The sequence below is a fragment of the Roseomonas sp. TS2 genome (assembly GCF_058833935.1).
In genome coordinates this window covers 69,264-93,706 of the sequence record NZ_JCACVY010000001.1, presented here as the reverse complement: position 1 = coordinate 93,706, position 24,443 = coordinate 69,264, and the positions used below count along the sequence as shown (strand labels likewise).

The following is a 24,443-nucleotide window of genomic DNA, read 5'->3' as shown; positions in this document are numbered from 1 at the left end:
GGCTCTGAGATGGAAACGCTGCTCGCCCTGCTGTTCGGCCTGCTGCTGGCCGCCGCCTGCTACATGCTGCTGGCGGTCGCGGTCGCGCTCACCGGCTGGCGGATGCTGCGCGGCCCGGGCATCGCCGACCGCGCGGTGGCGATGGACCTGCTCGGCCTGCTCGCGGTCAGCGCCACCGCGCTCGCGGCGCTGGCCAGCGGGCACCTCGCGCTGCTCGATGTCGCGCTCGGCCTCGGCCTCGTGGGCTTCGTCGGCGCGGTGGGCGTCGCCGCCTTCATCGCGCGCGCCTCCCGCCCGCCGGAGGCGCGCGATGACTGACGCGCTCGCCGCCCTGCTGCTGGTGCTGGGCGCCGCCATCGCGCTGATCGCGGCGATCGGCGTGGCGCGGCTGCCCGACGCCTTCCTCCGGATGCACGCCGCCACCAAGGCGGGGGTGGTCGGCGCGGGACTGATCCTGATCGGCGCCGGCCTCGCCTTCGGCAGCGGTGATGCCTGGCTGCGCGTCGGGCTGATCGTGCTGTTCCTGCTAGTGACGGTGCCGCTTTCCTCGCATGCGCTCGGCCGCGCCGCCTATATCGGCGGTGCGCCGCTGTGGGCGGGCAGCGCCGAGGACGCGCTGGCCGGCGTGCTGCCGCGCCATGCCATTGATGACGAAACCGCCTCTCCCGCCCCGGTGCAGCAGGCCGCTGCCATCCCGGCGCCGGCCATCGCGTCCATGCCGGGTGCGCCGGACGGCCCGGCGCGGCCCGCCGGTCCGGGCGACGCGCGCGGCGCTGCGCCCTGACCGTCCGTGCTGTAGTACGATCGCAGCCGCGCGCCCGCGCAGTTCCGGGCCGACACGGGGCATCTCGCTGGCGGCGGGGCCTTTGGCCTTCCGGACGCTTCCGAGGGAGACGATACGGCAGGCATGACAGGGCCCGTCGGATCTGCCAGACTCCACGGGCCGGATTCGTGCGCCGCCCGCCGATCGGGACCTGCCAACATGAGGACGACCAATGAACGACGCTCTTCTGATCGCGGGTGGCCTGATCCTGCTGGTGGCGGGCGGGGAGCTGTTCGTGCGCGGCGCCGTGCAGATCGCCGAGCGAATGGGCGTGTCGCCGCTGCTGATCGGCCTCACCCTGGTCGGCTTCGGCACCTCGACGCCCGAGCTGGTGACCAGCGTCAAGGCCTCCCTGGCGGACTCGCCGGGGATCGCGGTGGGCAACATCGTCGGCTCCAACATCGCCAACATCCTGGTGATCCTCGGGCTCGCCGCGCTGATCACGCCGATCGCCGTCGGCCGCGGCGCGCTGCGGCGCGACGGGACAATCGTCGCGGCGGTGGCGCTGGCCTTCACTGGCGTCAGCCTGTTCGGCACGCTCGACCGCGCGGTGGGCACGCTGTTCCTGCTCGGGCTGGTCGCCTATGTCGCCTATGCCTGGCGCGAGGAGCGCCGCGGCGAACCCGACCACGCCGCCGCCTTCGAGAAGGCGCAGGCCTTCGAGGAGGTCCACCCGAGCGGGCTGCATGCGACCAACGCCTCGGCGCCGGGGGCGGGCTGGAAGGGGGTCGCGATCTCGGTCGGCTTCGCCTTCGGCGGGCTCGCGGTGGTGGTGCTCGGCGGCGGCCTGTTGGTGGACGGCGCGGTCGGCCTGGCGCGCGGCCTCGGCGTGTCGGAGACGGTGATCGGGCTGACCATCGTCGCGATCGGCACCTCGCTGCCCGAACTGGTGACCTCGGTGATCGCCGCGCTGCGCCGCCACGCCGATGTGGCGCTGGGCAACGTGCTCGGCTCCAACATCTACAACATCCTCGGCATCGGCGGGGCGACGGCGCTGATCGCGCCCACGCCCATACCCGCGGCGATCGTCGCCTACGATGGCTGGGTGATGCTCGGCGTGTCCTTGCTGCTGCTGCTGGTGGCGCGGACCGGTTGGCGGATCGGCCGCCGGGAGGGCGCGGGGCTGCTCGCGCTCTACGCGTTGTATGTCTGGTCGATCTGGCCGGCGGCGTGACGTGGGCCGCGCTCAGAACGCGCCGAACCGCCCGGCGAGGACGAGCACGACCACCAGCGCCAGGATCGGCCCGGCGCAGGCGACGGCGAAGATGTCGGCATAGGCTTCGCGGTGGGTCAGCCGGCAGATCGCCAGCAGCGTGACCACCGCGCCGCTGTGCGGCAGCGCATCGAGCCCGCCGGTGGCGATGGCGGTCACCCGGTGCAGCACTTCCGGCGCGATGCCGGCGGCGAGCCCGCGCGCGAGATAGGTCTCGCCCATGGTGCCGAGCGCGATGCTCATCCCGCCCGAGGCGGAGCCGGTGATGCCGGCCAGGATGTTCACCGCGATGGAGAGCGAGACCAGCGGATTGCCCGGCGCGATGCCGAGCACCGCGTCGCGGACCAGGGCAAAGGCCGGCAGCGAGGCGACCACCGCGCCGAATCCCACCAGCACCGCCGTGTTCAGCGCGGGGATCGCCGCGGCATTGGCGCCTGCGCCGAGGGTCTCGCCCAGCCGCGGCAGGCGGCGGCGGTTGGCCAGCACGGTCAGCACGATGGTGGCGGCGAGCGCGAGCAGGATCGCCCAATACCCGATCAGCTTCGCCGGATCCGCCCCGCCCAGGCGCGGATCGGCCGGCTGCCCGGCCAGCAGGGCGGGCAGGACCAGGCCGGCGAACAGCCCGTTCAGCGCCACCACCAGCAGGATCGGCGCGGCGGCGAGCGCCAGCGGCGGCGGCGCGGCGGCCGCGGCGGCGCCGTCGCGCTGCGCCTCGGCGATGTCGAAGCCTTCGCCCTGCGCCATCTCGCGCAGTCGCGCCGGCGCGGGCGGCGGTGGCTCCGGCGCATCGGCGGCGAAGCGGCCGCGCCGCGCCCGCCACAGCAGCCAGGCGAGGCCGAAGCCCAGCATCACCGCGCCGCCGATCAGCCCGAGCCCGGGGGCGGCGAAGGCGGTGGTGCCGAAGAACGGCATCGGGATGGCGTTCTGGATCGCCGGCGTGCCGGGCAGCGCGGTCATGGTGAAGGTGAAGGCGCCGAGCGCGATGGTCGCCGGGATCAGCGCGCGCGGCAGGCGGGCGCGGGCGAACAGCTCCGCGGCCAGCGGCTGCACCGCGAAGGCGACGACGAACAGCGACACCCCGCCATAGGTCAGCGCCGCGCAGGCCAGCACCACCGCCGGGATGGCGTTGGCCGGGCCGAGCCGCGCCGCCAGCGCCGCGGCCAGGGCGCGCGCCGCGCCGGTCTCCTCCATCAGCTTGCCGAAGATGGCGCCGAGCACGAACAGCGCGAGGAACTGCGCGAGGAAGCCGCCGAGCGCGGGCATCATGACATGGGTGAGCGAGGCCAGCGCCGGCGCGCCCGCCGCCAGCACCGCGGCCAGGGCGGCGAGCGGGGCGGCGACCAGCACGCTGACCCCGCGATAGGCGAGCAGGATCAGCAGCGCCAGCGCGGCGAGGATGCCGAGGATGCCGCTCACGGCAGCATTCCGGCGTCGGGCGGGACGGCCAGCGTGGCGCGCCGGCCGAGATCGGCGCGGTGGCGCGCGAGCCAGGCGCCGGCGGCATCGAAGCCCTGCTGGTGCAGGCACTGCAGATAGGACCACTCGGGCAGGCGCGCCCTGTCGCCGGGCGCGAAGACGCTTTCGTCGGCGCTGATCCGGTGCAGCCGCAGCGAGCCGAGCCGGTTGAACAGCGGCTCGGCGCCGGCACCCGCCCCGCCGCCCTCTGCCAGCGCGCGCTGGAGCGCGGCGATCGCCCGCAGTTCGTTCACCAGGCTCGCGTTGAAGACGATCTCGTTCAGCCGCTCCGCGGTCGCGGCGGCGCCGCGCGGCGCCTCGCGCCGTTCCTGCGGGGTGAGCTGGACGATCAGCAGGTCGCTCGCGTCGGCTTCGGCGATCAGCGGCGCCAGCGGCGGATTGGCCAGGTAGCCGCCATCCCAGTAGGCGCGGCCGTCGATCTCGACGGCGCGGAACAGATGCGGCAGGCAGGCCGAGGCCAGCACAGCCTCGGGCGTCAGGTCGGCGTTGCGGAAGACACGCAAGGCGCCGGTCGCGACGTCGGTCGCCGAGAGGAACAGCCGCGGCGCGTCGGCGGCGCGCAGGCGCTCGAAATCCACCGCCTCGGCCAGCAGGCGGCGCAGCGGGTTGAGATTCTGGCCCAGTGCCGTGCCGCCGCCGAGCCCGCCGATCGCCGTCTCGGCGAAGGCGCGCCAGGCGGCCTGGGTGGCCGACCACAGCGCGAAGGGCGCCCATTCGGGCAGCGCCGCGCCGAAGGGACCGGCCGCGAGCCGCGCCGCCTGCGCCGCGCGGCTGACACTCTTCCAGAACTGCCACAGGGTGCGCTGCGCCGCCGGGCGGCCGCCCTCCATCAGCCCGTGCGCCAGCAGCACGGCATTGACCGCCCCGGCGCTCGCGCCGCTGATGGCCACGATTTCGATGCCGTCCTCGTTGAGCAGCCGCTCCAGCGCGCCCCAGGTGAAGGCGCCATGCGCACCGCCGCCCTGCAGCGCGAGTTCGAGCCGGACCGGCGGCATTGCGGTGCCGGATGGCGGGCGGGCGGTCAAGTGCCGGCGTCCCCGTCGCGGCGGGCTGGCGGTGTTTCGGCGTTGTCCTTCCGCGCCAACCGCACGCTGACCGGGGGCGTGTTCTGGACCAGCCAGTAGCCGACACTCGTTGCGACGACCAGAAGAGCGAGTCCGAACATCTCCATCGGCTGGGTCGTCTCCTGGTCCAGGATGATCACCTTCCGCGCCACCGCCATCAGGGCGGTGGCGATGACGATCTTGATGTGGATGACTTCCTCGCGCAGGTAGATCGTGATGTTGACGAAGATCTCGATGGCAACCAGCACGGCCATGAAGGCGCCGAAGGTCGCCAGCATGTCGGCAATGGTCAGGATGAAGCGCGGCGGCGAGGCGAGACGCTGCCAGATCACCCAGCCGACATCCACTACTCCCATGATGATCACGAACACCATCATGACCGCCATGGCGCGGACACACATGCGGATGACGTATTGCAGCCGGTCGATGAGGGGTTCCTGGTCCGGCGCCATGTCGGATCCTTCTTATTGGGGCGATGGCAGGTGGTGGCAATCAGGCAGCGGACACGACTAAGGGGCGCAGGCAACGTATCGCCAATTTCTCCATCTCCAGCAGCGCGAAGATCAACACTGCGACCGCCAGCACGGGCAATCCTTCCCCGAGCGGGTCCAGCGGGCGCGACGCGAAGAGCACCTGCATGGGCTCAGCGTAGGTGAAAAGCAACTGCAGGACGATGACGGCCGCGACGCCGAGCAGCACTGCCCGGGTGCCGAGCATCCCGCGCCAGGTCAAGGAAGCGCCGTGCCGGTAGCGAACGCTGAACAAATAGGCGACTTCGGCCGCCACCAGCGTGTTGACGGCCATGGTCCGTGCCGTCTCGACCGACAGCCCCTGCGCGGTGGCGTATTTGAACATGCCGAAGACGCAGCCGAAGAACAGCAGCGAGACGAAGACGATGCGCCAGACCACGAAGCCGGTGAGGAGCGGCTGGTCGGCCGGGCGCGGCGGCAGGCGCATGGTACCGGGCTCGGTCGGCTCGAAGGCGAGGGTGAGCGCGAGTGCGACCGAGCTCACCATGTTCACCCACAGGATCTGCGTCGGCGTGATCGGCAATTGCGTGCCGAGCAGGATCGCCAGCACGATGCTCATCGCCTCGCCGCCATTGATCGGCAGCAGGAAGGTCACGGTCTTGGTGAGGTTGTCGTAGACCGTGCGCCCGGCCCGCACGGCGGCGGCGATGGTGGCGAAGTTGTCGTCGGCCAGCACCATCTCGGCCGCTTCCTTGGCCGCCTCGGTGCCCTTGCGGCCCATCGCCACGCCGACATCGGCGCGCTTGAGCGCGGGGGCATCGTTCACCCCGTCGCCGGTCATGGCGACGACGGCGCCCCCGGCCTGCAGCGCCTCGACCAGGCGCAGCTTGTGCTCGGGGCTGGTGCGGGCGAAGACATCGCTCTCCAACACGCGCACGCGCAGCGTCGCGTCGTCGAGCGTGTCAAGCTCGGCGCCGGTGACCACCGACCCCGCGCCGCGCAACCCGACCTGGCGCGCGATCGCGCTCGCGGTCGCGGCGTGATCGCCGGTGATCATCTTCACGCGGATGCCGGCGGCCTGGCATTCCGCCACCGCGGCGATCGCCTCCTCGCGCGGCGGGTCGATCAGCCCGAGCAGCCCCAGCAGCACGAGCCCGCCCTCGATGTCGGCGGGCGCCAGGGTGTCGGTGCCGTGCGGCACGTCGGCCCTGGTGGCGACGGCGATGACACGCAGCCCGTCGGCGGCCAGCGCCTCGGCCCGGGCACGCCAAGCGGAGGCGTCCAGCGGTGCGGTGCCGTCTTCCCGCCGGACCGCGGCGCACATGGCCAAGACCCGTTCCGGCGCGCCCTTGACGCAGACGAAGGCAGCGTCGTGGCCGGCGTGCAGCGTCGCCATGTAGCGGTGGCGGCTGTCGAAGGGGATCTCGTCGCGCCGCGGATGGCGCAGCCGCGCCGTCTCGGGCGCCAGACCGGCCCGGGCGGCGAAGGCGAGCATCGCCCCCTCCATCGGGTCGCCCGCCACCGTCCAGCCGCCGTCCGGCTGCTCGCGCAGCGCGGCGTCGTTGCACAGCGCGACGCCCTGCGCGAGTTCCTGCAGTAGCGCCAGCGCGGCGGGGCCTGGCGTCTCGCCGGCCAGGGCGACGCTGCCGCCGGGCGCATAGCCCGAGCCCGAGACCTCGAAACGGCCGAAATCGGAGTCGATGACCGCGACCGCCATCTCGTTGCGGGTCAGCGTGCCGGTCTTGTCGGAGCAGATGACGGAAACGGCGCCGAGAGTCTCGACCGCCGGCAATTGCCGTACGATGGCGTTGCGCGCCGCCATGCGCCGCACGCCGATCGCGAGCGTGATGGTCATCACCGCCGGCAGCCCCTCGGGGATCGAGGCCACCGCGATGCCGACCACGGCCATGAAGGCTTCCTCGGCGCCGAAACCGCGGAAGAGCCAAGCGAAGGCGAAGATCAGGACCGCCAGTCCGAGAATGATCCCGGTCAGCCGCCTGGCGAACAGGTTCATCTGGCGTAGCAGCGGCGTCGTCAGCGTCTGCACGGCACCGATCATGCCGCTGATGCGGCCGATCTCGGTCGCCGGGCCGGTGGCGACGACGACGCCCATGCCCTGCCCCGCGGCGACCAGCGTTCCTGAGAAGGCCATGGAGGTCCGGTCGGCGAGCGGCGCGTCCGCCGCCACGGGATCGGACGTCTTGTCCACCGGCACCGATTCGCCCGTCAGCGCCGCCTCCTCGACACGCAGGCCGCGCGCGCGCAGCAGCCTGAGGTCGGCGGGAACGCGCTCGCCCGGCTCGAGCAGCACCACGTCGCCGGGTACGAGATCGGCCGCGTCCACGGTGATCCGTGCGCCGTCGCGCAGCACGGAAGCGTGCGGGCTGAGCATGTCGCGGATGGCATTGAGCGCCTGCTCTGCGCGGCCTTCCTGGACGAAGGCGACGGTGGCGTTCACCAGCACCACGCTCAGGATGACGATGGCGTCCTTGAAGTAGCCGAGCACCCCGGTGATGGCCGCCGCGGCGATCAGGACCTGGATCAGCAGGTGGTTGAACTGAGCGAGGAAGCGCCGGAACGCGCTGCGCGGCGCGGCCGCCGGCAGCGTGTTCGGGCCGTGCTCGGAGAGGCGCCGGGCGGCCTCACCGCGCGTGAGGCCCGCGGGCGCCGCACCAAGACGGCCCAAAGCTTGCTCCGTCGCCAGGCTATGCCAGCCGGCGCCGCCTCCGTTTTGTGCGCGCGGCGGTGCCGGGCCTGGTGGAAGCGACATGCCGCCTCTCCTCGATGGTCATGGTCCCAAGTGTCGTCCAGTGGTGCGCGGCTGGACCCGACCTGCCCACCGCTCGGATGACCGGTCCGCCTATGCGGCCAGCAGCGTAGGCAGCGTCGGCCCCTGGTCGAGCAGGTCCATCGTCGCGCTGCCGAACACCAGATTGTGCAGCGGTGCATGCCGGACGGCGCCCATCACCAGCAGGTCCGCCTGGGCCTCCCGCGCGGCGTCCAGGATCGCGCGCGTCACGCCGCCGCTGCCGCGCTGCACGGGCCGGAAGTTGGCCTTCGCGCCGTGCCGCGCCAGCAGGTGGGTCAGTTCGACCGCCGACTGCCCCGGGCGGAATTCCTTGTCGTCGGTGACGCTCACGACAGTTACCGAATCCGCCCGCTTCATGAGCGGCAGCGCGCCATGCACCGCGCGCACCGCAGCGGTCGAGGCATCCCAGGCCACGATGACGCGTGAAGGCGGCGACGCGGCGGCGTGGCTGGGCGGCACGAGTAGCATGGGGCGTCCGGACGAGAAGATGCCGCCGTTGGCGACGAAGCGCTTGCCGATGTCGGCGCCCGACCCGAAGGACATGACACCGAGGTCGCTGACCCGCATCTGATCGGCGAGGACCTCCCCGACGCCGTAGGCGAAGCTGCTGCGGCCGCGCACCTCGAAGCGCAGGCCCCGCGTCTCGAGCGCCGCCCGGACGTGCAGCAGCACGCCATCCTCGTGCGCTGCCAGCTCGGTCTCCGGCATCTCGGCGTCTCCGCCCGGCGGCTCGGGGCGATAGACGCTCGCCGCGAACACCAGTGCCGCAACATGCGCCGAATGCGCCTCCGCCAGGGCCAGAGGCAGGGCGATGGACGCATCCACCGCGCCCAGCGTGTCCGGCTCCACATGCAGCGCGATTGTAGTGACAGCCACGATCCCAGCCTCCTTCACGTTCAATTCGGACCCCGCGAGCATGAGGCGCGCACGAGGTCGGTTTTCAAGAGCATGGCGCGCTGCCGAACCGCGGAGCGCTGTTCCGTTCGCTCTCCGTTTGTCCTTCCGCGCCTGGTCACGCCATCGGCCCGGGCCCGCTGCGCCGGCTCGGCCCGCGGCGCTCAGATGCACTCAACGGCGCTGATTGAGCAATGATGTACATCAATGCCGGCCAGTCGCGCCTGCGGATACACGTCGCAGTCTGACGAGCGTTCAGACGTGAGGAGCGCGGTGCTCACGCGGCGTCTCCTGATCTTGAGGGAGGCTGCGGAGCCGATGCCCTTGTCGGCGACCGCGTGCGTTTTCGCACGCGGCAATGTGCGGTGGCGCTGCGCGGCGACACCGCGAGGAGTATTGGGACGGCATGACAACCGACGACAAACCGCGCGCGTTGCCCCCGACACTCCAGACCGCGGTGCATGACCTCGCGCAGGCCGGGTCACGCGACGCGATCGTCTCCTTCGAGGTGAATCGGACGCGGGTGATCAGCTACAGCGATCTCGCCGCCGAGGTGGCGCGCCAGGCGCGCCGTCTCGCGCATGCGGGTGTCGGCCCGGGAGATCCCGTCATCCTCTGCGGGCCGGGCGGCGCTGACTGGATCCTGACCTGCCTCGCCATCCTGCATTGCGGTGCATGCGTAGTCCCGGTGGACGCGACGCTCGGCGCCGACAGTTTCCGCCACGTGCTGCGCGACAGCGGAGCGCGCGTCGCGCTGATCGCGCCATCCTCGGCACTGAGGCTGCGCCGGCCGCTCGACCAGCAGGGCGTGCGCGCGCTGCCGCTGGCCCAGGACGAAACGGCAGAGGAAAGCCGGGACGCCACCTTCGCGCGCGTCGGTCCCGAGGATCGCGCGGTGCTGTTCTACACGTCGGGAACAACCGGGCCGCCCAAGGGCGTGCCGCTGACGCACGGGAACCTGATCTACCAGCTCCGCGTGCTCGCCGGCACGGGCATCGTGTCGCCCGATGACCGCGTCCTGCTGCCGCTGCCGATGCACCATGTCTATCCGCTGGTTCTGGGCGTGCTCACGCCGCTCGCCGGCGGCATCGCCGTGGTGCTCCCGGCGGGCTTCACCGGCCCGCAGGTGGTGGCCGCGCTGCAGGCGGGCAGGCCGACGGTGATGATCGGGGTGCCGCGGCTGTTCGATGCCCTGACCAACGCCGTGGTCGAGCGGATGCGACAGCGCGGGCCTGTCGTTCAGGCGCTGTTCCGCGGCGCGCTCGGACTGTCGCGCCTTGTCCGCCGCCGCTTCGGCTGGCGGATCGGCCGGACGCTGTTCGCGTCGCTGCACCGCCGGCTCGGCCCATCGCTGCGCGTCGTCGTCTCCGGCGGCGCCGCGCTCAGGTCCGAGACCGCCTGGACCATGGAGGCGCTCGGCTGGAAGGTGGCGAGCGGCTACGGACTCACCGAGACCTCGCCTATGCTCACCATCCACCCGCCGGGCGCGATGCGCTTCGAGACCGTCGGCGGCGTGGCCCCGGAGACCGAGCTGCGGATCGAGGGCGCGGCGGAGGGCAACGCCGAGGGCGAGGTCCTGGCCCGCGGTCCGGGCGTGTTTGCAGGCTATCATGCGCTGCCGCAGAAGACGGCAGAGGCCTTCACCGCGGATGGCTGGTTCCGCACCGGCGATCTCGGCCGGATCGACGAGACGGGCTGGCTCCGCCTCACCGGTCGGCGCTCGACGGTGATCGTCACCGAAGGCGGCAAGAACCTGCAGCCCGAGGAGATCGAGGAGGCCTACCAGGCGCATCCGGCGATCGAGGAGATCGCGGTCCTCCAGCACGACGGCCGCCTCGCCGGGCTGATCGTGCCGGCGCGCGCCGCGCGGGCCGAGGACGGGGGCGAGGCGGCGATCCGCGAGGTCGTGCGCGAGGTCGCGCGCGCCCTGCCATCCTACCAGCGCATCGCCGAGTACCGCCTGACCGCCGAGCCCATCCCGCGCACCCGGCTGGGCAAGCCGCGCCGCCAGCTCATCGTGCAGGCCTATGCGCGCGCCGGGGAGGCGGGGCGCGAGGAACGCGGCCGCGCGAGCGGCCTCGTGCCGATCGAGACTCTTTCGGAAGACGACCGGGCGCTGCTCGAACACGACACGGCGCAGACGGTGCTCCGGATGCTCGGCGAGAGGTTCGCCGATCGCCGCATCGGGCCCGACAGCGACCTCCAGCTCGATCTCGGGATCGACTCGATTGGCTGGCTCGACCTGTCCCTCGACATCGCCGACCAGGCTGGCGTCACGTTGTCCGACGCGACGATCGGCGAGATCCGCACCGTACGCGACCTGCTGGTGCGGGTGGCCGAGGGCGGCGATGCCGGGGCCGATGCGCGGCTGCCGCTCGAGGAGCCGGAGCGCGTGCTGGGCGAGGACGGGCTCCGCTGGCTGGAACCGCGCGGCACCGGCCAGCGGATCGCCGGCCGCGTGCTCGCGGCGGCGAACCGCTTGGTGTTCCGCCGGCTGTTCGGGCTTAGCGTGCGCGGCGTCGAGGCGCTTCCCGCCAACGGCCCCTTCGTGCTCGTGCCCAACCATGCGAGCTATCTTGACCCCTTCGCGATCGCCGCCGCGCTGGACGCGGCGCGGCTCGAGCGGATGTACTGGGCGGGCTGGAGTCGGCTCATCGTCGCCGGACCGCTACGCCGCGCCTTCGCCCGCATCGCCGGCATCCTTCCGGTGGACGACGGGCGCGCGACCGCGGCTAGCATCGCCTTCGGTAGTGCGGCGCTGCAGCGCGGCCATGGGCTCGCTTGGTTCCCCGAGGGCATCCGGTCCGCCGACGGGCAATTGCAGCCGTTCAAGGCCGGCATCGGCGTGCTCCTCGCGCACCGCAACCACATCCCGGTGGTGCCGGTGGTGCTGCGCGGGACCGTCGAGGCGTGGCCGCGATCACGCCGGCTGCCGCGGTTCCGCCGCCTCTCGGTGGAGTTCCTCGCCCCTTGCACGCCCACCGAGTTGGCCGCGGAAGGCGTGGGCGAGGCCGAGGCGCGGCGGATCGTGAATGCGCTCCGGACGCGGATCGCGGCGGCGATCCGCGCGCAGGATGCCGGATGACGCGGGCGCTCGGATGCGCTCGATCCAGCCCAGGTAGGGTTGATGCAGGTCAATGCCGGCCGGCGGCGCTCGTGGCAACTCTGCCGGGCCTGACAAGTGTCGACACGGGAGGGGCGTGATGCTGACGCGGCGGTTCCTGACCGTGAGGGAGGTCGCCGAGTTGGTCCAGGTGTCGGAGGCCACCGTCCGTCACTGGATCAAGCTGCGGGAACTGAGGGCTATCGCTCTGGGACGCGAGTGGCGGATCATCCCTCGCGACCTCGAGGCTTTTCTCGCCACGCATGAAACCCGACGCGTGGCCGCATTCCCGGTCGATGCCCCCGACGGAACGGCCGTGATGCCTGGGTCCCAGGGCGAGGCGGCGCCGGAACTGCCGGCCGACGCGTCCGGGCCCCAGGACGCCCGGCGCAACCACTGACGCATGCCGACCGCCAGAAGGCGGGGGTCGCAGAATGGAGAATCGAAATGCTCGCGCGTGATCTGATGTCGACCGGGTTGCTGACGTTCCTGCCGGACATGGGCCTGGAGCCCGCCGCGCGCGCGATGGCCGAGCGCGGCGTTTCGGGCGCGCCGGTGGTGCGGGAGGACGGATTGCTGGTCGGCGTGATCACCGAGGGCGACCTGATCCGCCGCCTCGCCGATGCGGCGGCGCCGAAATCCGGGTGGTTCGCCAGCCTGTTCCGCGCCTCGGAAGAGGACGCCGCGCGCTTCGCCCGGGTCCGTGGCCGTACGGTGAAGGACGTCATGACCATGGACGTCGCCAGCGTCACGGAGGACGCGACGGCGGAACAGATCGCGCACGTGATGGAATCGCGCGGGATCCGCCGCGTGCCGGTGCTGCGCGACGGCGTCCTGGTGGGCGTCGTCTCGCGCGCCGACCTGCTGCGCGCCCTCATCTTCGGGGAGGATGGAACGGCCGTCGCCCGGTCGGACGCCGAGATCCGGCGCGCCCTGTCCGCCGCGCTGCGCCAGCAGCCCTGGTTCGACCGGCAGCTGATGTTCGTCGATGTCGCGGACGGCGTCGTACGCCTGCACGGCTTCTGCGGCTCGGAAGATATCCGCCGTGCTCTGCGGGTGCTGGCCGAGGGATTGCCCGGCGTCAAGCGCGTGGAAACCGATTTCACCGCGCCGCCGCCGTTCCTGCTCGGGGCGCGCTGAGCGCCAGCGGCGGCCACCTCCCGAAGGACAATGCCGATGCCCAAGACCATGAAGGCCGCAGTCTTCGTCGAACCCGGCCGGATCGAACTGCGTGAGAAGCCCGTCCCCGAGATCGGGCCGCTCGACGCGCTGCTGCGCATCACCACCACCACGATCTGCGGCACCGACGTGCACATCATGAAAGGGGAGTATCCGGTCGCCGAGGGCCTGACGATCGGCCACGAGCCGGTCGGCGTGATCGAGCGCCTGGGTTCCGGCGTGAGGGGCTATCGCGAGGGCCAGCGCGCCATCGCCGGCGCCATCACCCCCTCCGGCTGGTCCAATGCCTGCCTGTGCGGCAGGTGCAGCCAGGACGGCGCCGGCACGAAGCACGGCTGGCGGCCGATGGGCGGCTGGCGCTTCGGCAACACCATTGACGGCTGCCAGGCCGAATACGTGCTGGTGCCGGACGCCATGGCGAACCTCGCCCCGGTGCCCGACGAGCTGACCGACGAGCAGGTGCTGATGTGCCCCGACATCATGTCCACCGGCTTCTCGGGGGCCGAGAGCGGCAAGGTGCAGATCGGCGACGCGGTCGCGGTCTTCGCCCAGGCGCCGATCGGGCTGTGCGCCACCGCCGGCGCGAAGCTGATGGGGGCCACCACCATCATCGCCGTGGACCGCGTGCCGGAGCGGCTCGCCATCGCGCGCCGCCTCGGCGCCGACCATGTGGTGGATTTCTCGAAGACCGACCCGGTCCAGGAGATCATGCGCCTGACGGACGGCCGCGGCGTAGACGTGGCGATCGAGGCGCTCGGCGCGCAATCCACCTTCGAGGGCGCGTTGCGCGTGCTGCGGCCGGGCGGCACGCTGTCCTCGCTCGGCGTCTATTCGACCGACCTGACGATCCCGCGCGATGCCTTCGCCGCCGGGCTCGGCGACCACACCATCGTCACCACGCTTTGCCCCGGCGGCAAGGAACGGATGCGGCGGCTGATGGATGTGATCGCGAACGGGCGGCTCGACCTCAAGCCGCTGGTCACGCACCGCTTCCCGCTCGATCGGATCGTCGAGGCCTATGACCTGTTCAGCCACCAGCGGGACGGCGTGATGAAGGTGGCGATCACGCCTGAATGCGGCACGGGGCCCGTCGGGCCTTGTCAGGGCTGCCGCTCCGGCGCGCCCGGCTCCGCCCGTCCCGGCGCGCCGGCCTGGCGCACGGCCTCCGCCCGTACCGCGGCCATGGCTTGGCCGCGCAGGACGATCCCTGCGAACGGGACCGGCAGCCCGGCTTCCGCCAGGGCGCGCGTCACCCATGTATTGCACGTGAAGTGCAGTGAGTAGGCGATGACCGAGGGCACCAGCCGCAACCCGGCGCCGGGCGGCAGGGAAGGCGGCACCGGCACGCGCATCTGGCCGGCGACGAAGGCGGCAATGGCGCCGATGCCGCCCGCCGGGAGCCGGAGCGCGATCGCCTCCTCCGCCCCGGGCGGCACGGCGTCATGAAGCGCCCGGATCGAGACCACCGCGACGCCGCCGGTCAGCGCCTCGAACGCCTCGGTCAGGCCGGGCCGGTCGGCGCGCATCCAGCTCTCCAGCGCGAAGCCGAAGCTGAAGGCCGCCGCCGACGGGGCGCCGGCCCGGACCGGCGCGAGCGCCGTGGAGGCCAGCGCGTGAGCCGGCAGGCAGATCTCCGTGTGCCAGGATTCGGCGATGACGATCAGCGCAGGGCCTGGCTGCAGCGGCGGCCCCGCCGACGGCGTGAGCCGCGCGGCACAGGCGCCGACGAGCAGGGCGGGAAGGGCGCGTCGCAGCGGCATGCCCTCCCCAGATCGGGAGCCGCACGGCGTTCGCCAACGTCCCGCCGCCACGCACCGCGCGGGCCCGGCGCGGCTCGCCGCTCGTTGTGCCGATGAGCGCGACACCCGATCGCCCCGCGTCAACGGCGCTGCGGCGTGTCGCGGACCGGATCGGGACCGGGCAGGCGACGACCATCGGCATGGTGCTCCACGGCCTGGGCCCGGCGGGCGTGCCGCTGGCGGTGGTGCTGCTGGCGCTGCCCTCGGTGCTGCCGGTGCCGTTCCTGCCCACCGGCCCGGTGACGGGCCTGCTCCTGATGATGATCGGCGTGGAGTTCGGCCTGGGTGCGAGGCGGCTCAGGCTGCCGGGCGCGCTGCTGCGCATCGGCCTGCCCCGCGCCGTCCTCGCCGCCGTGTTCCGGCGCGCGCTGCCGCGGGTGGAGCAGATCGAACGATGGCTGCGGCCGGGACGGCTGCGCTGGCTCACCGGCGCGGCCGCGCGGCCGCTGCTTGGGCTGAGTATCGTCCTGCTCGGCTTCTCTCTCATCCTGCCGGTGCCGTTCGGCAATCCGCCCCCGGGCATCGCGCTGATCCTGCTCGGTCTCGGCCTGCTGGCGCGCGACGGCGCGGCGGTGCTCGTCGGCCTCTGCCTTGGCCTGCTGGCGCTGGCATGGGTGGTCGCCATCAGTGCGGGAGCGCTCTATGCGCTGCATCTCGCGGTCGTGGCGCTCGGCTGGTGGTGACCGGGGACGCCGATGGCGGAGCAGGCGGCATTGCGCGAAGGTGTCGCCGGCATGCCCGGCGGACGGCACGCCGCCGCCGCCGCGCGGGCGCAGCAGCCGGCAATGCGGCGGCCGCACCGGCGCCTGGCAGAACAGCGTCGCGGCAACGGGAGGGCTAGGCGGATGTCGGATGCAGAGGGCCTCGTCCGGCGCGGGCCGGCGATCCGGCGGATCGTCGCCGGCACCGATCTCTCATCGCGCGCGGACCGCGCGCTGCGCCGCGCCGCGCTCGTCGCCGCTGCGGCGGGCGCCGAGTTGCTCGTGCTGCACGCGGTGGACGATGACCAGCCGCGCCACGTCGTCGAGGCCGAGCGTCGCGAGGCATCGCCGATCCTCCTCGAGCAGGTGGCGGCGCTCCGACAGGCGTCGGCGCATCCCATTCTCCCGCTGATCGAGGAAGGCGATCCCTTCTAGGCGATCCTGGGCGTCGCCGAGACGTGGGAGGCCGAGCTCATCGTGCTCGGCGAGCACAGGCGCCGGCCGCTGCGCGACATCTTCGCCGGCACCACCGTCGAGCGGGTCATGCGCCATGGCTGCCGCCCGGTGCTGATGGTCAATCGGGCGCCGGCGGGTCCCTACCGCCAAGCGATCGCCGCCACCGACCTTTCCGAGCATGCGGCGCGGGCGCTGCGCGCCGCAGCACGGCTCGGGTTGCTCGACCAGGCGCGGCTGACGCTGCTGCACGCCTTCGAGCCGCCCGGCCTTGGGGCGCTGGCACTGGCCGACGCACCGGCGGCCGCGGTGGCGGCGCGCGAGGCCGATTCGGCACGCGAGGCCGCCGCCGCGCTGGCGGGTTTCGTCGCGGCGCTCGACCTGCCCTACCGGCCCGAGCAGCGCGTCGTGGCGGGGCGGGCGGCAACGGTCGTCAAACAGGCGGTGGAGCAGGCGCGCCCCGACCTTCTGGTCATCGGCACCGCCGGCGCCGGCTTGCTGCGCCGCGCGGTCCTGGGCAGCGTGGCTGCCGAGGTGCTGGCGGCGGTGCGCTGCGACGCGCTCGCCGTGCCGCCCGATGCGCCGCGATGAGAACCCGATCCGGCATGGGGGCCTGAGTCTTGGTGGAACTGATCGCGGCCTCGGTGTTCTACGAGGTCGCCGCCCTGCTGGCGCTCGGCGCCGCGGCCGGGCTGATCGCGCTGTTCCTGCGCCAGCCGCTGATCGTCGGGCTGATCGGCGCTGGCATCATCGCCGGACCCGGGGTGCTCGGCGTGGCGCGCTCGGACGAGCACATCCAGTTGCTGGCCGAGCTCGGCATCGCCGTGCTGCTGTTCCTGGTCGGCCTCAAGCTCGATATCGGCCTGATCCGCAGCCTCGGCGCCGTGGCGCTCGCCACCGGGCTCGGCCAGGTGACCTTCACCGCGGTGATCGGCTTCGGCCTGTGCCTGCTGCTCGGGCTCGACACCGTGACCAGCATCTATGTCGCGGTGGCGCTGACCTTCTCGAGCACCATCATCATCGTCAAGCTGCTGTCGGACAAGCGCGAGATAGACAGCCTGCACGGGCGCATCGCGCTCGGCTTCCTGATCGTGCAGGACATCGTCGTGGTGCTCGCCATGGTGGTGGTCTCGGCGATGGCGGCGGGCGTGGGCGAGGTGTCGGCGCTGGGCGGGCTGCTGCGCGTCGCGGCGGGCGGGGCGGCGATGCTGCTGCTGGTCGGCCTGGTGATCCGCTTCGCCGCCGAGCCGCTGACCGCCCGGCTGGCCCACGCGCCCGAGCTGCTGGCCGGCTTCGCCATCGGCTGGGCGGCGCTGCTGGCGGCGGTCGGCGACGCCCTCGGGATCGGCAAGGAGATCGGCGGCCTGCTCGCCGGCGTCGCGCTGGCCTCCACCCAGTTCCGCGAGGCGATCGCCGCGCGGCTGTCGGCGTTGCGCGACTTCCTGCTGCTGTTCTTCTTCATCGCGCTCGGCGCGCGGCTCGACCTTGGCGCGATGGGCGAGCAGCTGGGCGCTGCGGCGGTGCTCTCGGTGTTCGTGCTGGTGGGCAATCCGCTGATCGTGGTCGCCATCATGGGGGCGATGGGCTACCGGCGGAGAACCGGCTTCCTTGCCGGGCTGACGGTGGCGCAGATCAGCGAATTCTCGCTGATCCTGATGGCGATGGGCGTCGCGCTGGGGCATGTGGCGGAACCGGCACTCGGCCTGGTGACGCTGATCGGCCTGATCACCATCGCGCTGTCGACCTACATGATCACGCATTCGCATCGGCTCGCCGCCTGGTTCGACCGGCCGCTGCGGAACTTCGAGCGCGATCACCCCTGGCGCGAGGCGGCCGAGACGGGCGGCATGGCGGCCGAGGCGGCGGCCGCGCCCGATGTGGTGATCTTCGGGCTCGGCCGTTTCGGCCGGGCGATCGCCGAGCGCCTGCGCGCGCGCGGCCTGGCGGTTCTGGGGGTTGATTTCGACCCCGAGGCGGTGCGCGCCTGGCGCCGCCGCGGCTTCGAGGCGGTCTATGGCGACGCGACGGATCCCAAACTCGTCGCCACGCTGCCGCTCGGGCGTGCGCGCTGGGCGATCTCCGCCATCCCGAGCCATGCTGGCGGGCTGACCCACGAGGACCATCGCCTGGCGCTGATCGCTGCGCTGCGCGGAGAGCGGTTCGGCGGCAGGATCGCGGTCACCGCCCATGGGCGGTCCGAACGCAACGAGCTGCTGGGGCGCGGCGCGGACCTGGTGCTGCTGCCCTTCCACGACGCCGCCGAGCGCGCCGCCGAGCTCGTCGCGGTGAAGCCCGAGGGCTGAGCGGGTTCCGTTCAGCCGGCGAGCAGCCGGAACAGCATCAGGCCGATGATGAACACCGGTGCGAGCCAGCGGATCGCCCACAGCAGGAGCGCCCAGGCCAGGCCGCGCATTCCCGCTAGGTCGCGGGCGGTGCCGGCCGGCAGCACCCAGCCGAAGAACAGGGCGAGACCGAGGCCGGCCAGCGGCAGGACCAGGTTGGAGACCACGTGGTCCACCTCCTCGAGCAGCGGCGCGCCGGTCACGTTGAGCCAGGCGAGCGGTCCGTATCCGAGGGCCGGCGCCACGCCGCCCAGCAGGGCCGCGCCGCCGACAGCGAGGACGGCCGTGCGGCGCCGCAGGCCGGCACGCTGCATGAGGGCAGCGACCGGAACCTCGAGCAGCGAGATCATCGAGGTCAGCGCCGCCGCACTGAGCAGGAGGAAGAAGGCGTTGGCCAACATCTTGCCGCCCGGCATGGCGAGGAAGATGTCGGGCAGGGTGATGAAGGCGAGCTCCGCCCCGGCAGCCGGGTTGCCACCCATCGCGAAGACCGCCGGGAAGATCGCCAGGCCGGCGACAATGGCGAAGCAGGTGTCGCCGGCGACGATCACCGCGGCCGAGCCGACGATGCGCTGCTCGGGCTTCATGTAGCCGCCGTAGGTGATGTAGACCGCCATGCCGAGGCCGATCGAGAAGAAAGCCTGCCCCATTGCCGCCAGGACCACGCGCGGGTCGAACACCGCCGACCACTGGGGCATGAAGAGGAAGGCGACGCCGCCGGAGGAGCCCGGCAGGGTCAGCGCGAAGCCGGCCAGCAGCAGGACGATGAAGGCCAGCATCGGCATCAGCCACAGGCAACTGCGTTCGATGCCGCGGGCGACGCCGGCGACGACGATGGCCATGCTGATCGCCATCATGCCCAAATGCCAGCCGAGCGGTTCGAGCGGATGGGCGATGAAGGCGCGGAAGGAGGCCGCGAAGCCGCCCGGCGGGCGGTCCCACAGCGTCCCGGACGCGGCGGCGGAGAAGTAGCGCAGCGCCCAGCCGGCGATTACGGAGTAATACGCCAGGATCAGCGCCGAGCCCGCCACGCCGAGCCACCCGACCCGGCGCCAAGGCGAGGCAGGCGCGAGGCGCTCGAAGGCAGTGACGCCGTCAACCCTGCTGCGCTTCCCGATGGCGATCTCCGCGACGACCAGAGGCAGGCCGAGCGTCAGGACGATGACCAGATAGACCAGCAGGAACGCGCCACCGCCGTTCTCGCCGGCGACATAGGCGAAGCGCCAGATGTTTCCGAGCCCAACCGCCGAGCCGATGGCGGCGAGGATGAAGCCCGTCTGGCTGCCCCATTGCTCACGCATCGGGCGCGCACCGCCTCCGGGTATCCCATCCGTCCGGGAAACGGACCGGCCGGCGGCATGGTGTCCGGCCGACGGCCTTCGGCTTGAGGATGGCGAAGTCCATCACGGCGGTCACATTCCCGTGGCATCAGGACCCGCGTGCCGGAGCGGGGAGCCATACCACGAAGGTCGGCGATGACGAAGCCGCCTGCACGACCAGCGGCACCGCAGGCTGGCACCATGACCGAGGCGGAGCCCGGCGGCAACGGGGTGCCACACCGCGGGATCCTCCTGCGCCTCAATCCTGTCGCCGCGTCCCGCTTGGGAGCGACACGCCCCTGCGGGGCGGGCCACACTACTAGGTCGGCGCCGCGGACAGGCTCGCGGCGCCGATGGCTTCCCGCCTCCATCGGTGGAAGTGCCAGCTGGTGATTCAACCCGCGCTGATGCCCTGATCGCCCGCTCAGGAGCGGAGGCCAGCCAGGAACGGTCCAGCCGCCTGCACCGCCGCGGCGCACCCCGGAGTCGCCTCCGCGACGATCACGACGCCATCGCGGAAGCCGATCAGCACGCCCGCGGCGGTGGTGATCCCCCACCATGGGTCATCGGCCGCGCGCGCGGCGAGTGCCGGACCCGCCTCCGAGGTGCAGCGCGTCACGTCGGCGACGACCGATGGCGATGCGCCTGCCGCCTGCAGCCGCGTGCTCCATTCCGCCTGCATCGGCTCGACTACCAGGCTCATCAGCAGCCAAAGAAAGAAGTCCCGAATCATCGCATCTTCTCCAGATTGTTGGTTTGGCCGGTGTGGTCGGCACGCCCGACGCGCGGAACCTGCCGACGTCGTGTTCGTTGCCCGCGAAGACCCGCATCGGCGCGCCCGTCCTGAGCAGAAGCACCGCGAAAATGGAGCGCACGCGGTCGCCCAAGGTCAGTCCGAGAACGATGCAGCCGGCCGACAGGCTGAGGCTCTCGCGCATTCCGCTCCGGGCGTGCAGCGCCCCGAGGTCGACGACCGGCAGGCCAATGACGCTTGCCATGAAGGCGCGCCGCGTCCAGGCAGGCTTGCCGGGTCCAGTTGCCGACCAGGATCGAGTCGCAGCAGTCCATGTTGAAACCGGGCTCCATGTGCGGGCGCGACGGTCCGACATGACGCTGCATATCGCGCCAGAGGAACCCGGGTACCGTCTTGCGGCATACATCGCCGTGCCTGAACCGCCAGGCAAGCGCGGGCACGCCCGCCGCGTGCGGTTCCGCACGGTCTCGGCCGGAGCCGGATTGAACCACGCACCAGCAGTCCGGATGTACACCGTGTTAGGTCCGGGTGCCTCTGACGCCGATCCGAACGCTGGGGCGGCGTGATGTCGGACCTTCACCTTGCGCGTCCGACCAACGGGCGCCAGAGACGGAGACGCCGACCATGACCGCCGACGCCCGCCCCCCGATCGCTTCCACGCCGACCGCCGTCACGTGTCGCCACCAGGCCTTGCGGGAGGGATACCGGCTGTTCCCCACGCGGCTCTCGTTTGAGCGAAGCGCGCTGCAATCCAGCGATAAGCTGCCTGAAGACTTGGCCTCTCTCACTTGGCTCCTGTCGCGGCTCTGGCTTCACCATTCGGCGCTGGAGCGCCGGATCGCGGAGGCGGCGGCGAGACCGCGGCCCGACGCCGCCGCACTCGGCGCTCTTAAGCGCGAGCGCCTGGCCGTGCGCGACCGCATCGCCGCCCTGGAGCGCGGCATCTGAGGGACCGCCTCCCGTCCTCGCCGCCATCGAAACCAACACTTCCCGGTTGCGCGAAAGGCCATCGCACGGAACACTACCCGCCGCAGCCGGTTAAGGAACGCGGTGGACAAGGAACGCCTCGCGCCGGGCCTCGGGCGACTTGCCTTCTTCAGGGATGCGGACGCCGCGACGCTCGCCCGTGCGGAGGCTGCGTCGCGGGTCGTGCAAGTCGCTGCCGGCGAGCTAGTGCTCGACTTCGACTGCCCCTCCACCGAGGTGCGCGTGGTCCTGCGTGGCGGGCCGCTGCGGGTCCTCATGCGATCGAGCGGGGGGCGGGAGAAGATCGTGGCCGAGGTGGGCCCGGGCGCCTTCGTGGGCGAGCTGGCAGCCTTCGCGGGCCCCGCCGTTTCCCCCTCGGCTGGCATTCACGCCCTCCATCGCGCGGTGATTGCGGTGATGCCGGGCGACGCCTTCGTGGAACTGATCCTGGCTTCGCCACCGCTCGGGCGGCGGCTGATCGCGCTGCTGGCGGAGCGGGTGCGGAGCCAGAACCGACGCCTACTCGAATACGCCGTGCTGCCGACGCGGCAGCGACTCTGCGCCGAGTTGCTTCGTCTTGCGCGGCCTCGCCCGCCGGAGGCAGGAGGAGGTCTTGCAATCTCGCCGCCGCCGGCCCGGCCCGAACTCGCGTCGCGGATCGGGGCGCGACGCGAGGCGGTGTCGCGTGAATTGGCGGACCTCGTCCGTCTCGGCCGCCTCCGGGTCGGGCCGCGCGCCATTGTCCTGCTGGATGAGGCGGCGATTCGGGCCGACGTCGAGGCAGCGATGGAAGCCGCGAAGCGCTTGGCGTGAGAGTTTGTGAATGAATGTCCGACCGGTGGGAAATCGTCCGGAAGATGGTGAGCGATATCAACGGACATTCAGGTGACCTGCCCCTCTAGAAGCGGTACGCCGGCGATGTAGTCCGGTGGCAGCGTGAGAGCCATCGGGCGAGGCGGCCAGGCACGAGGCGGTTCATGGCCATGCGCAGAAAGCCTATGTGCGATGCTGCACGGCTACTCGGAGCCGCGGACGGCGCGCCGTGCCCGTCGTCCCTCGGCGGATCAGGCGGGGCGGTCTATCGTCGCGTGGGCGGACAGTTTCGGCCGGAGGGACGGACATGGCGACGAGAGAGACGGCGCGGCCGGGGGTGCCGCGCCTTGTGCGCGCGCACGATCTGCCCGCCCCGTCGCAGCGCGGCGGGCCACGCGGGCCGCGGAGCCACGACCGCCCGACCATGCCGGCGACGGTCGACTCCCTCCGGGGCACCGGCCCGACCACCGCGATCACCAGCGGCCGGCAGGTCGCGGTGTTCATCGCCGTCGGTCACCGCCCGGCCGAGCGCGTCGGCGTCCACGCCGCGCCACGCGCCACCCGCTTCGAGACTCTCGAACCGATCCGCCATGACGTGCGCCGCCGCGTCGGCGGCTTCGCCGAGGGTGTCGCTCGCGGGCTCGCGCTTCCCCGCGACCACGCCGGCCAGGACATGGCCGACGACTTCCATGAGGATTTCCTCCTCCCCCGGATCGAGCGCGCGCCCGCCTTCGGCCGCGCACCCGAGGGCAACGCCTGCCGGGCCCGCCGATGAACCAGGAGGCGCTGATCCTGTTCAATCTCGCCGAAGCACTGGGGATCGGCCTCCTGATCGGGGCCGAGCGCGAGCAGCGCATGTCGCCCGACGTCAAGTCTTTGGCGGGAATCCGAACATTTGCCATCACGGCGCTTCTGGGCGCGGTTGCGCAGCAGGCCGGCGGTGTCATCCTGCTGGCCACCGTCATCATCAGCGTCATGCTGCTGGTTGGGCTGGCCTACTGGCGCGACAAGTCAGAACACATCGGCCTGACCACCGAGGTCGCCCTGGTGATGACTGTGCTGCTGGGCGGGTTGTCGGTGACGCATCCCGTGGTCGCCGCCGGGACCGGGGTCGTGGTGGCGGTGCTTCTGGCATCGCGGGCCTATCTGCGCGGCTTCGTGCGGTCGGTGATGACCGAGCAGGAATTGCGCGATGGGCTCTTGCTGGCGGCCGCCACGCTCGTGGTGCTGCCGATCCTCCCAAACCGGACCTTCGGCCCCTACGGCGTGCTGAACCCCTATCTGATGTGGTCGGTGGTGATCATGGTCATGGTCATCGCCGCAGCCGGCTATGTGGCGGTGCGGCTCTGCGGGGCGCAACACGGACTGGCGCTGACCGGTTTCGCCTCGGGTTTCGTCTCCAGCACGGCGACCATCCGTGACATGGCCCGGCGGACGCGCTCGGCACCTGCGCAGATGCGGGGGGCGGTCGCGGGGGCCTGTCTGTCCTCGCTCTCGACGGCCGTCACGATGTCGATGGTGCTGGCGGCGGCCAGCGTGGCCACGCTGAACGCGATGGCGCTGCCACTGCTGGCCGGGGGTCTGGCGGCAGTCCTTTATGCCGCGCCATGGACGATTACGGCCTTGCGAGCGCCGCCGGCCTGCGCCGAGAACCCGCCGCCAGACCAGGGCGCCACTCCGGTCGTGCAGCCGCGCGCGATCAGCCTGACCGGGGCGCTGGCCTTTTCGGCGGCCCTGGCCGGGATCATGCTGGCGTCCACCGCCGTGCAGCAGGAGTTCGGGCTGAACGCCATGATCGCGGCCGCCGCGCTGGCCGGCATCGTCAACACGCAATCGGCGGCAATCTCGGTCGCGCTGATGGTCGGGGCGGGCCAGATCGCGCCGCAGGAGGCGGTGCTGCCGATCCTTGCGGCGATCAGCACCAACACCGGTGCCCGGGTCGTCCTGGCCGTGACGCTCGGGCGCGGCGGCTTTGCCGGCCGGGTGGTGCCTGGGCTCATTCTTGGCCTGGCGGCGGCCTGGGCGGCGTTCCTGCTGCCGGTTCCGGCGGCGCTGCCCTGATGACCCGCCAGCCGCCGGAGGCCGTACGCGGCTGCGTCGCGGAACCGTCCGCTCTCCCGCTGATGCCGCCGCGAGGCCCCGGCCGTGACGACGGTCGCTGCGCGACGACGATCCGCGTCGCCGCAAGCGCAAGCCGACCCTGGCTGGCCCGTTCGACCTCCGATTGTCGCGACCGGCGGCCGACCCGCTGCGTCGCGATGGCGC

At 72.3% G+C, this 24,443-nt stretch carries 21 protein-coding genes and 2 pseudogenes; 15 read left to right on the top strand and 8 right to left on the bottom strand.

Annotation, left to right across the window (positions count from 1 at the left end; all coding sequences use genetic code 11):
- Window positions 1-9: 9 nt before the first annotated feature.
- The 3 genes from ACZJYS_RS00430 to ACZJYS_RS00420 all read left to right on the top strand — a co-directional run bounded on the left by ACZJYS_RS00430 (window position 10) and on the right by ACZJYS_RS00420 (window position 1,997).
- A complete protein-coding gene (locus ACZJYS_RS00430; protein ID WP_211848968.1) occupies window positions 10-318 on the top strand; it encodes an MrpF/PhaF family protein in 309 nt (102 codons plus the stop codon).
- Complete coding sequence (gene mnhG, locus ACZJYS_RS00425; RefSeq protein ID WP_211848967.1) at window positions 311-784, top strand: monovalent cation/H(+) antiporter subunit G; 474 nt, start codon at window positions 311-313, stop codon at window positions 782-784. Before ACZJYS_RS00430 ends, mnhG begins: the two co-directional genes overlap by 8 nt.
- A gap of 211 nt (window positions 785-995) precedes the next feature.
- On the top strand, window positions 996-1,997 hold the full coding sequence (locus tag ACZJYS_RS00420; protein ID WP_211848966.1) for a calcium/sodium antiporter: 1,002 nt from the start codon (window positions 996-998) through the stop codon (window positions 1,995-1,997).
- A gap of 12 nt (window positions 1,998-2,009) precedes the next feature.
- On the opposite strand, the gene ACZJYS_RS00415 is transcribed toward ACZJYS_RS00420, so the two are convergent.
- From ACZJYS_RS00415 to ACZJYS_RS00395, 5 genes are all read right to left on the bottom strand, one after another.
- A complete protein-coding gene (locus tag ACZJYS_RS00415; protein WP_211848965.1) occupies window positions 2,010-3,452 on the bottom strand; it encodes a GntP family permease in 1,443 nt (480 codons plus the stop codon).
- Entirely contained in the window at window positions 3,449-4,537 is a 1,089-nt protein-coding gene (locus tag ACZJYS_RS00410; RefSeq protein WP_211848964.1) for a patatin-like phospholipase family protein, read from the bottom strand. The genes ACZJYS_RS00415 and ACZJYS_RS00410 overlap by 4 nt, the downstream gene beginning before the upstream one ends.
- Entirely contained in the window at window positions 4,534-5,028 is a 495-nt protein-coding gene (locus ACZJYS_RS00405) for a phosphate-starvation-inducible PsiE family protein (RefSeq protein WP_211848963.1), read from the bottom strand. The genes ACZJYS_RS00410 and ACZJYS_RS00405 overlap by 4 nt, the downstream gene beginning before the upstream one ends.
- A 40-nt stretch (window positions 5,029-5,068) precedes the next feature.
- Complete coding sequence (locus ACZJYS_RS00400; RefSeq protein WP_211848962.1) at window positions 5,069-7,816, bottom strand: cation-transporting P-type ATPase; 2,748 nt, start codon at window positions 7,814-7,816, stop codon at window positions 5,069-5,071.
- A 90-nt stretch (window positions 7,817-7,906) separates the two neighbouring features.
- A complete protein-coding gene (locus ACZJYS_RS00395; RefSeq protein ID WP_211848961.1) occupies window positions 7,907-8,731 on the bottom strand; it encodes a universal stress protein in 825 nt (274 codons plus the stop codon).
- Between the two features lie 424 nt (window positions 8,732-9,155).
- Here ACZJYS_RS00395 and ACZJYS_RS00390 point away from each other — a divergent pair, with 424 nt between their 5' ends.
- The 4 genes and pseudogenes from ACZJYS_RS00390 to ACZJYS_RS00375 form a co-directional block, all read left to right on the top strand.
- Window positions 9,156-11,834, top strand: a complete 2,679-nt coding sequence (locus ACZJYS_RS00390) for an AMP-binding protein (protein WP_493175077.1) — start codon at window positions 9,156-9,158, stop codon at window positions 11,832-11,834.
- A gap of 118 nt (window positions 11,835-11,952) precedes the next feature.
- Window positions 11,953-12,252 (top strand): helix-turn-helix domain-containing protein, encoded by a 300-nt coding sequence (locus ACZJYS_RS00385; protein ID WP_211848959.1) that lies wholly within the window; start codon window positions 11,953-11,955, stop codon window positions 12,250-12,252.
- A 47-nt stretch (window positions 12,253-12,299) separates the two neighbouring features.
- Complete coding sequence (locus ACZJYS_RS00380) at window positions 12,300-12,992, top strand: CBS domain-containing protein (protein ID WP_211848958.1); 693 nt, start codon at window positions 12,300-12,302, stop codon at window positions 12,990-12,992.
- Between the two features lie 30 nt (window positions 12,993-13,022).
- Window positions 13,023-14,054: pseudogene (locus ACZJYS_RS00375) on the top strand (NAD(P)-dependent alcohol dehydrogenase); the annotation flags it as partial.
- Between the two features lie 77 nt (window positions 14,055-14,131).
- Here ACZJYS_RS00375 and ACZJYS_RS00370 read toward each other — a convergent pair.
- Window positions 14,132-14,791, bottom strand: a complete 660-nt coding sequence (locus ACZJYS_RS00370) for a DUF2459 domain-containing protein (protein WP_211848957.1) — start codon at window positions 14,789-14,791, stop codon at window positions 14,132-14,134.
- A 92-nt stretch (window positions 14,792-14,883) separates the two neighbouring features.
- On the opposite strand from ACZJYS_RS00370, the gene ACZJYS_RS00365 reads away from it, so the two are divergent.
- From ACZJYS_RS00365 to ACZJYS_RS00350, 4 genes and pseudogenes are all read left to right on the top strand, one after another.
- Entirely contained in the window at window positions 14,884-15,513 is a 630-nt protein-coding gene (locus ACZJYS_RS00365; protein ID WP_211848956.1) for an exopolysaccharide biosynthesis protein, read from the top strand.
- Between the two features lie 12 nt (window positions 15,514-15,525).
- Window positions 15,526-16,095 (top strand): annotated as a pseudogene (locus ACZJYS_RS00360) (universal stress protein); the annotation flags it as partial.
- On the top strand, window positions 16,075-16,575 hold the full coding sequence (locus tag ACZJYS_RS00355) for a universal stress protein (RefSeq protein ID WP_338148310.1): 501 nt from the start codon (window positions 16,075-16,077) through the stop codon (window positions 16,573-16,575). The pseudogene ACZJYS_RS00360 and the gene ACZJYS_RS00355, both read left to right, overlap by 21 nt.
- Window positions 16,576-16,607: 32 nt before the next feature.
- Window positions 16,608-18,287 carry a cation:proton antiporter gene (locus ACZJYS_RS00350; protein ID WP_338148309.1) on the top strand — a complete coding sequence of 560 codons (1,680 nt, stop codon included), beginning with the start codon at window positions 16,608-16,610 and terminating at the stop codon, window positions 18,285-18,287.
- 11 nt (window positions 18,288-18,298) lie between these two features.
- Here the strand turns inward: ACZJYS_RS00350 and ACZJYS_RS00345 are convergent, their stop codons facing one another.
- Both ACZJYS_RS00345 and ACZJYS_RS00340 read right to left on the bottom strand, forming a co-directional pair.
- Window positions 18,299-19,627, bottom strand: coding sequence for a sodium-dependent transporter (locus ACZJYS_RS00345; RefSeq protein WP_211848952.1), 1,329 nt, complete (start codon window positions 19,625-19,627; stop codon window positions 18,299-18,301).
- Window positions 19,628-20,069: 442 nt separating this feature from the next.
- Window positions 20,070-20,378 (bottom strand): hypothetical protein, encoded by a 309-nt coding sequence (locus ACZJYS_RS00340; protein WP_211848951.1) that lies wholly within the window; start codon window positions 20,376-20,378, stop codon window positions 20,070-20,072.
- A 645-nt stretch (window positions 20,379-21,023) separates the two neighbouring features.
- Between ACZJYS_RS00340 and ACZJYS_RS00335 the strand changes: the two genes are divergently transcribed.
- The 4 genes from ACZJYS_RS00335 to ACZJYS_RS00320 all read left to right on the top strand — a co-directional run bounded on the left by ACZJYS_RS00335 (window position 21,024) and on the right by ACZJYS_RS00320 (window position 24,239).
- Window positions 21,024-21,347, top strand: a complete 324-nt coding sequence (locus ACZJYS_RS00335; protein ID WP_211848950.1) for a DUF465 domain-containing protein — start codon at window positions 21,024-21,026, stop codon at window positions 21,345-21,347.
- Window positions 21,348-21,449: 102 nt separating this feature from the next.
- Window positions 21,450-22,178 carry a Crp/Fnr family transcriptional regulator gene (locus ACZJYS_RS00330; protein WP_211848949.1) on the top strand — a complete coding sequence of 243 codons (729 nt, stop codon included), beginning with the start codon at window positions 21,450-21,452 and terminating at the stop codon, window positions 22,176-22,178.
- Between the two features lie 307 nt (window positions 22,179-22,485).
- The gene (locus ACZJYS_RS00325) at window positions 22,486-22,953 is read left to right on the top strand and encodes a hypothetical protein (protein ID WP_211848948.1); all 468 of its coding nucleotides are present in this window, start codon (window positions 22,486-22,488) and stop codon (window positions 22,951-22,953) included.
- Entirely contained in the window at window positions 22,950-24,239 is a 1,290-nt protein-coding gene (locus tag ACZJYS_RS00320) for an MgtC/SapB family protein (protein ID WP_211848947.1), read from the top strand. Before ACZJYS_RS00325 ends, ACZJYS_RS00320 begins: the two co-directional genes overlap by 4 nt.
- Window positions 24,240-24,443 lie beyond the last annotated feature (204 nt).

Bases quoted from the DNA above. Each gene is read 5' to 3' on its own strand.
- ACZJYS_RS00430 (WP_211848968.1), top strand. From the start codon at position 10: ATGGAAACGCTGCTCGCCCTGCTGTTCGGCCTGCTGCTGGCCGCCGCC.
- mnhG (WP_211848967.1), top strand. From the start codon at position 311: ATGACTGACGCGCTCGCCGCCCTGCTGCTGGTGCTGGGCGCCGCCATC.
- ACZJYS_RS00420 (WP_211848966.1), top strand. From the start codon at position 996: ATGAACGACGCTCTTCTGATCGCGGGTGGCCTGATCCTGCTGGTGGCG.
- ACZJYS_RS00405 (WP_211848963.1), bottom strand. From the start codon at position 5,028: ATGGCGCCGGACCAGGAACCCCTCATCGACCGGCTGCAATACGTCATC.
- ACZJYS_RS00400 (WP_211848962.1), bottom strand. From the start codon at position 7,816: ATGTCGCTTCCACCAGGCCCGGCACCGCCGCGCGCACAAAACGGAGGC.
- ACZJYS_RS00390 (WP_493175077.1), top strand. From the start codon at position 9,156: ATGACAACCGACGACAAACCGCGCGCGTTGCCCCCGACACTCCAGACC.
- ACZJYS_RS00385 (WP_211848959.1), top strand. From the start codon at position 11,953: ATGCTGACGCGGCGGTTCCTGACCGTGAGGGAGGTCGCCGAGTTGGTC.
- ACZJYS_RS00380 (WP_211848958.1), top strand. From the start codon at position 12,300: ATGCTCGCGCGTGATCTGATGTCGACCGGGTTGCTGACGTTCCTGCCG.
- ACZJYS_RS00370 (WP_211848957.1), bottom strand. From the start codon at position 14,791: ATGCCGCTGCGACGCGCCCTTCCCGCCCTGCTCGTCGGCGCCTGTGCC.
- ACZJYS_RS00365 (WP_211848956.1), top strand. From the start codon at position 14,884: ATGAGCGCGACACCCGATCGCCCCGCGTCAACGGCGCTGCGGCGTGTC.
- ACZJYS_RS00355 (WP_338148310.1), top strand. From the start codon at position 16,075: ATGCGCCATGGCTGCCGCCCGGTGCTGATGGTCAATCGGGCGCCGGCG.
- ACZJYS_RS00345 (WP_211848952.1), bottom strand. From the start codon at position 19,627: ATGCGTGAGCAATGGGGCAGCCAGACGGGCTTCATCCTCGCCGCCATC.
- ACZJYS_RS00340 (WP_211848951.1), bottom strand. From the start codon at position 20,378: ATGATTCGGGACTTCTTTCTTTGGCTGCTGATGAGCCTGGTAGTCGAG.
- ACZJYS_RS00335 (WP_211848950.1), top strand. From the start codon at position 21,024: ATGACCGCCGACGCCCGCCCCCCGATCGCTTCCACGCCGACCGCCGTC.
- ACZJYS_RS00325 (WP_211848948.1), top strand. From the start codon at position 22,486: ATGGCGACGAGAGAGACGGCGCGGCCGGGGGTGCCGCGCCTTGTGCGC.
- ACZJYS_RS00320 (WP_211848947.1), top strand. From the start codon at position 22,950: ATGAACCAGGAGGCGCTGATCCTGTTCAATCTCGCCGAAGCACTGGGG.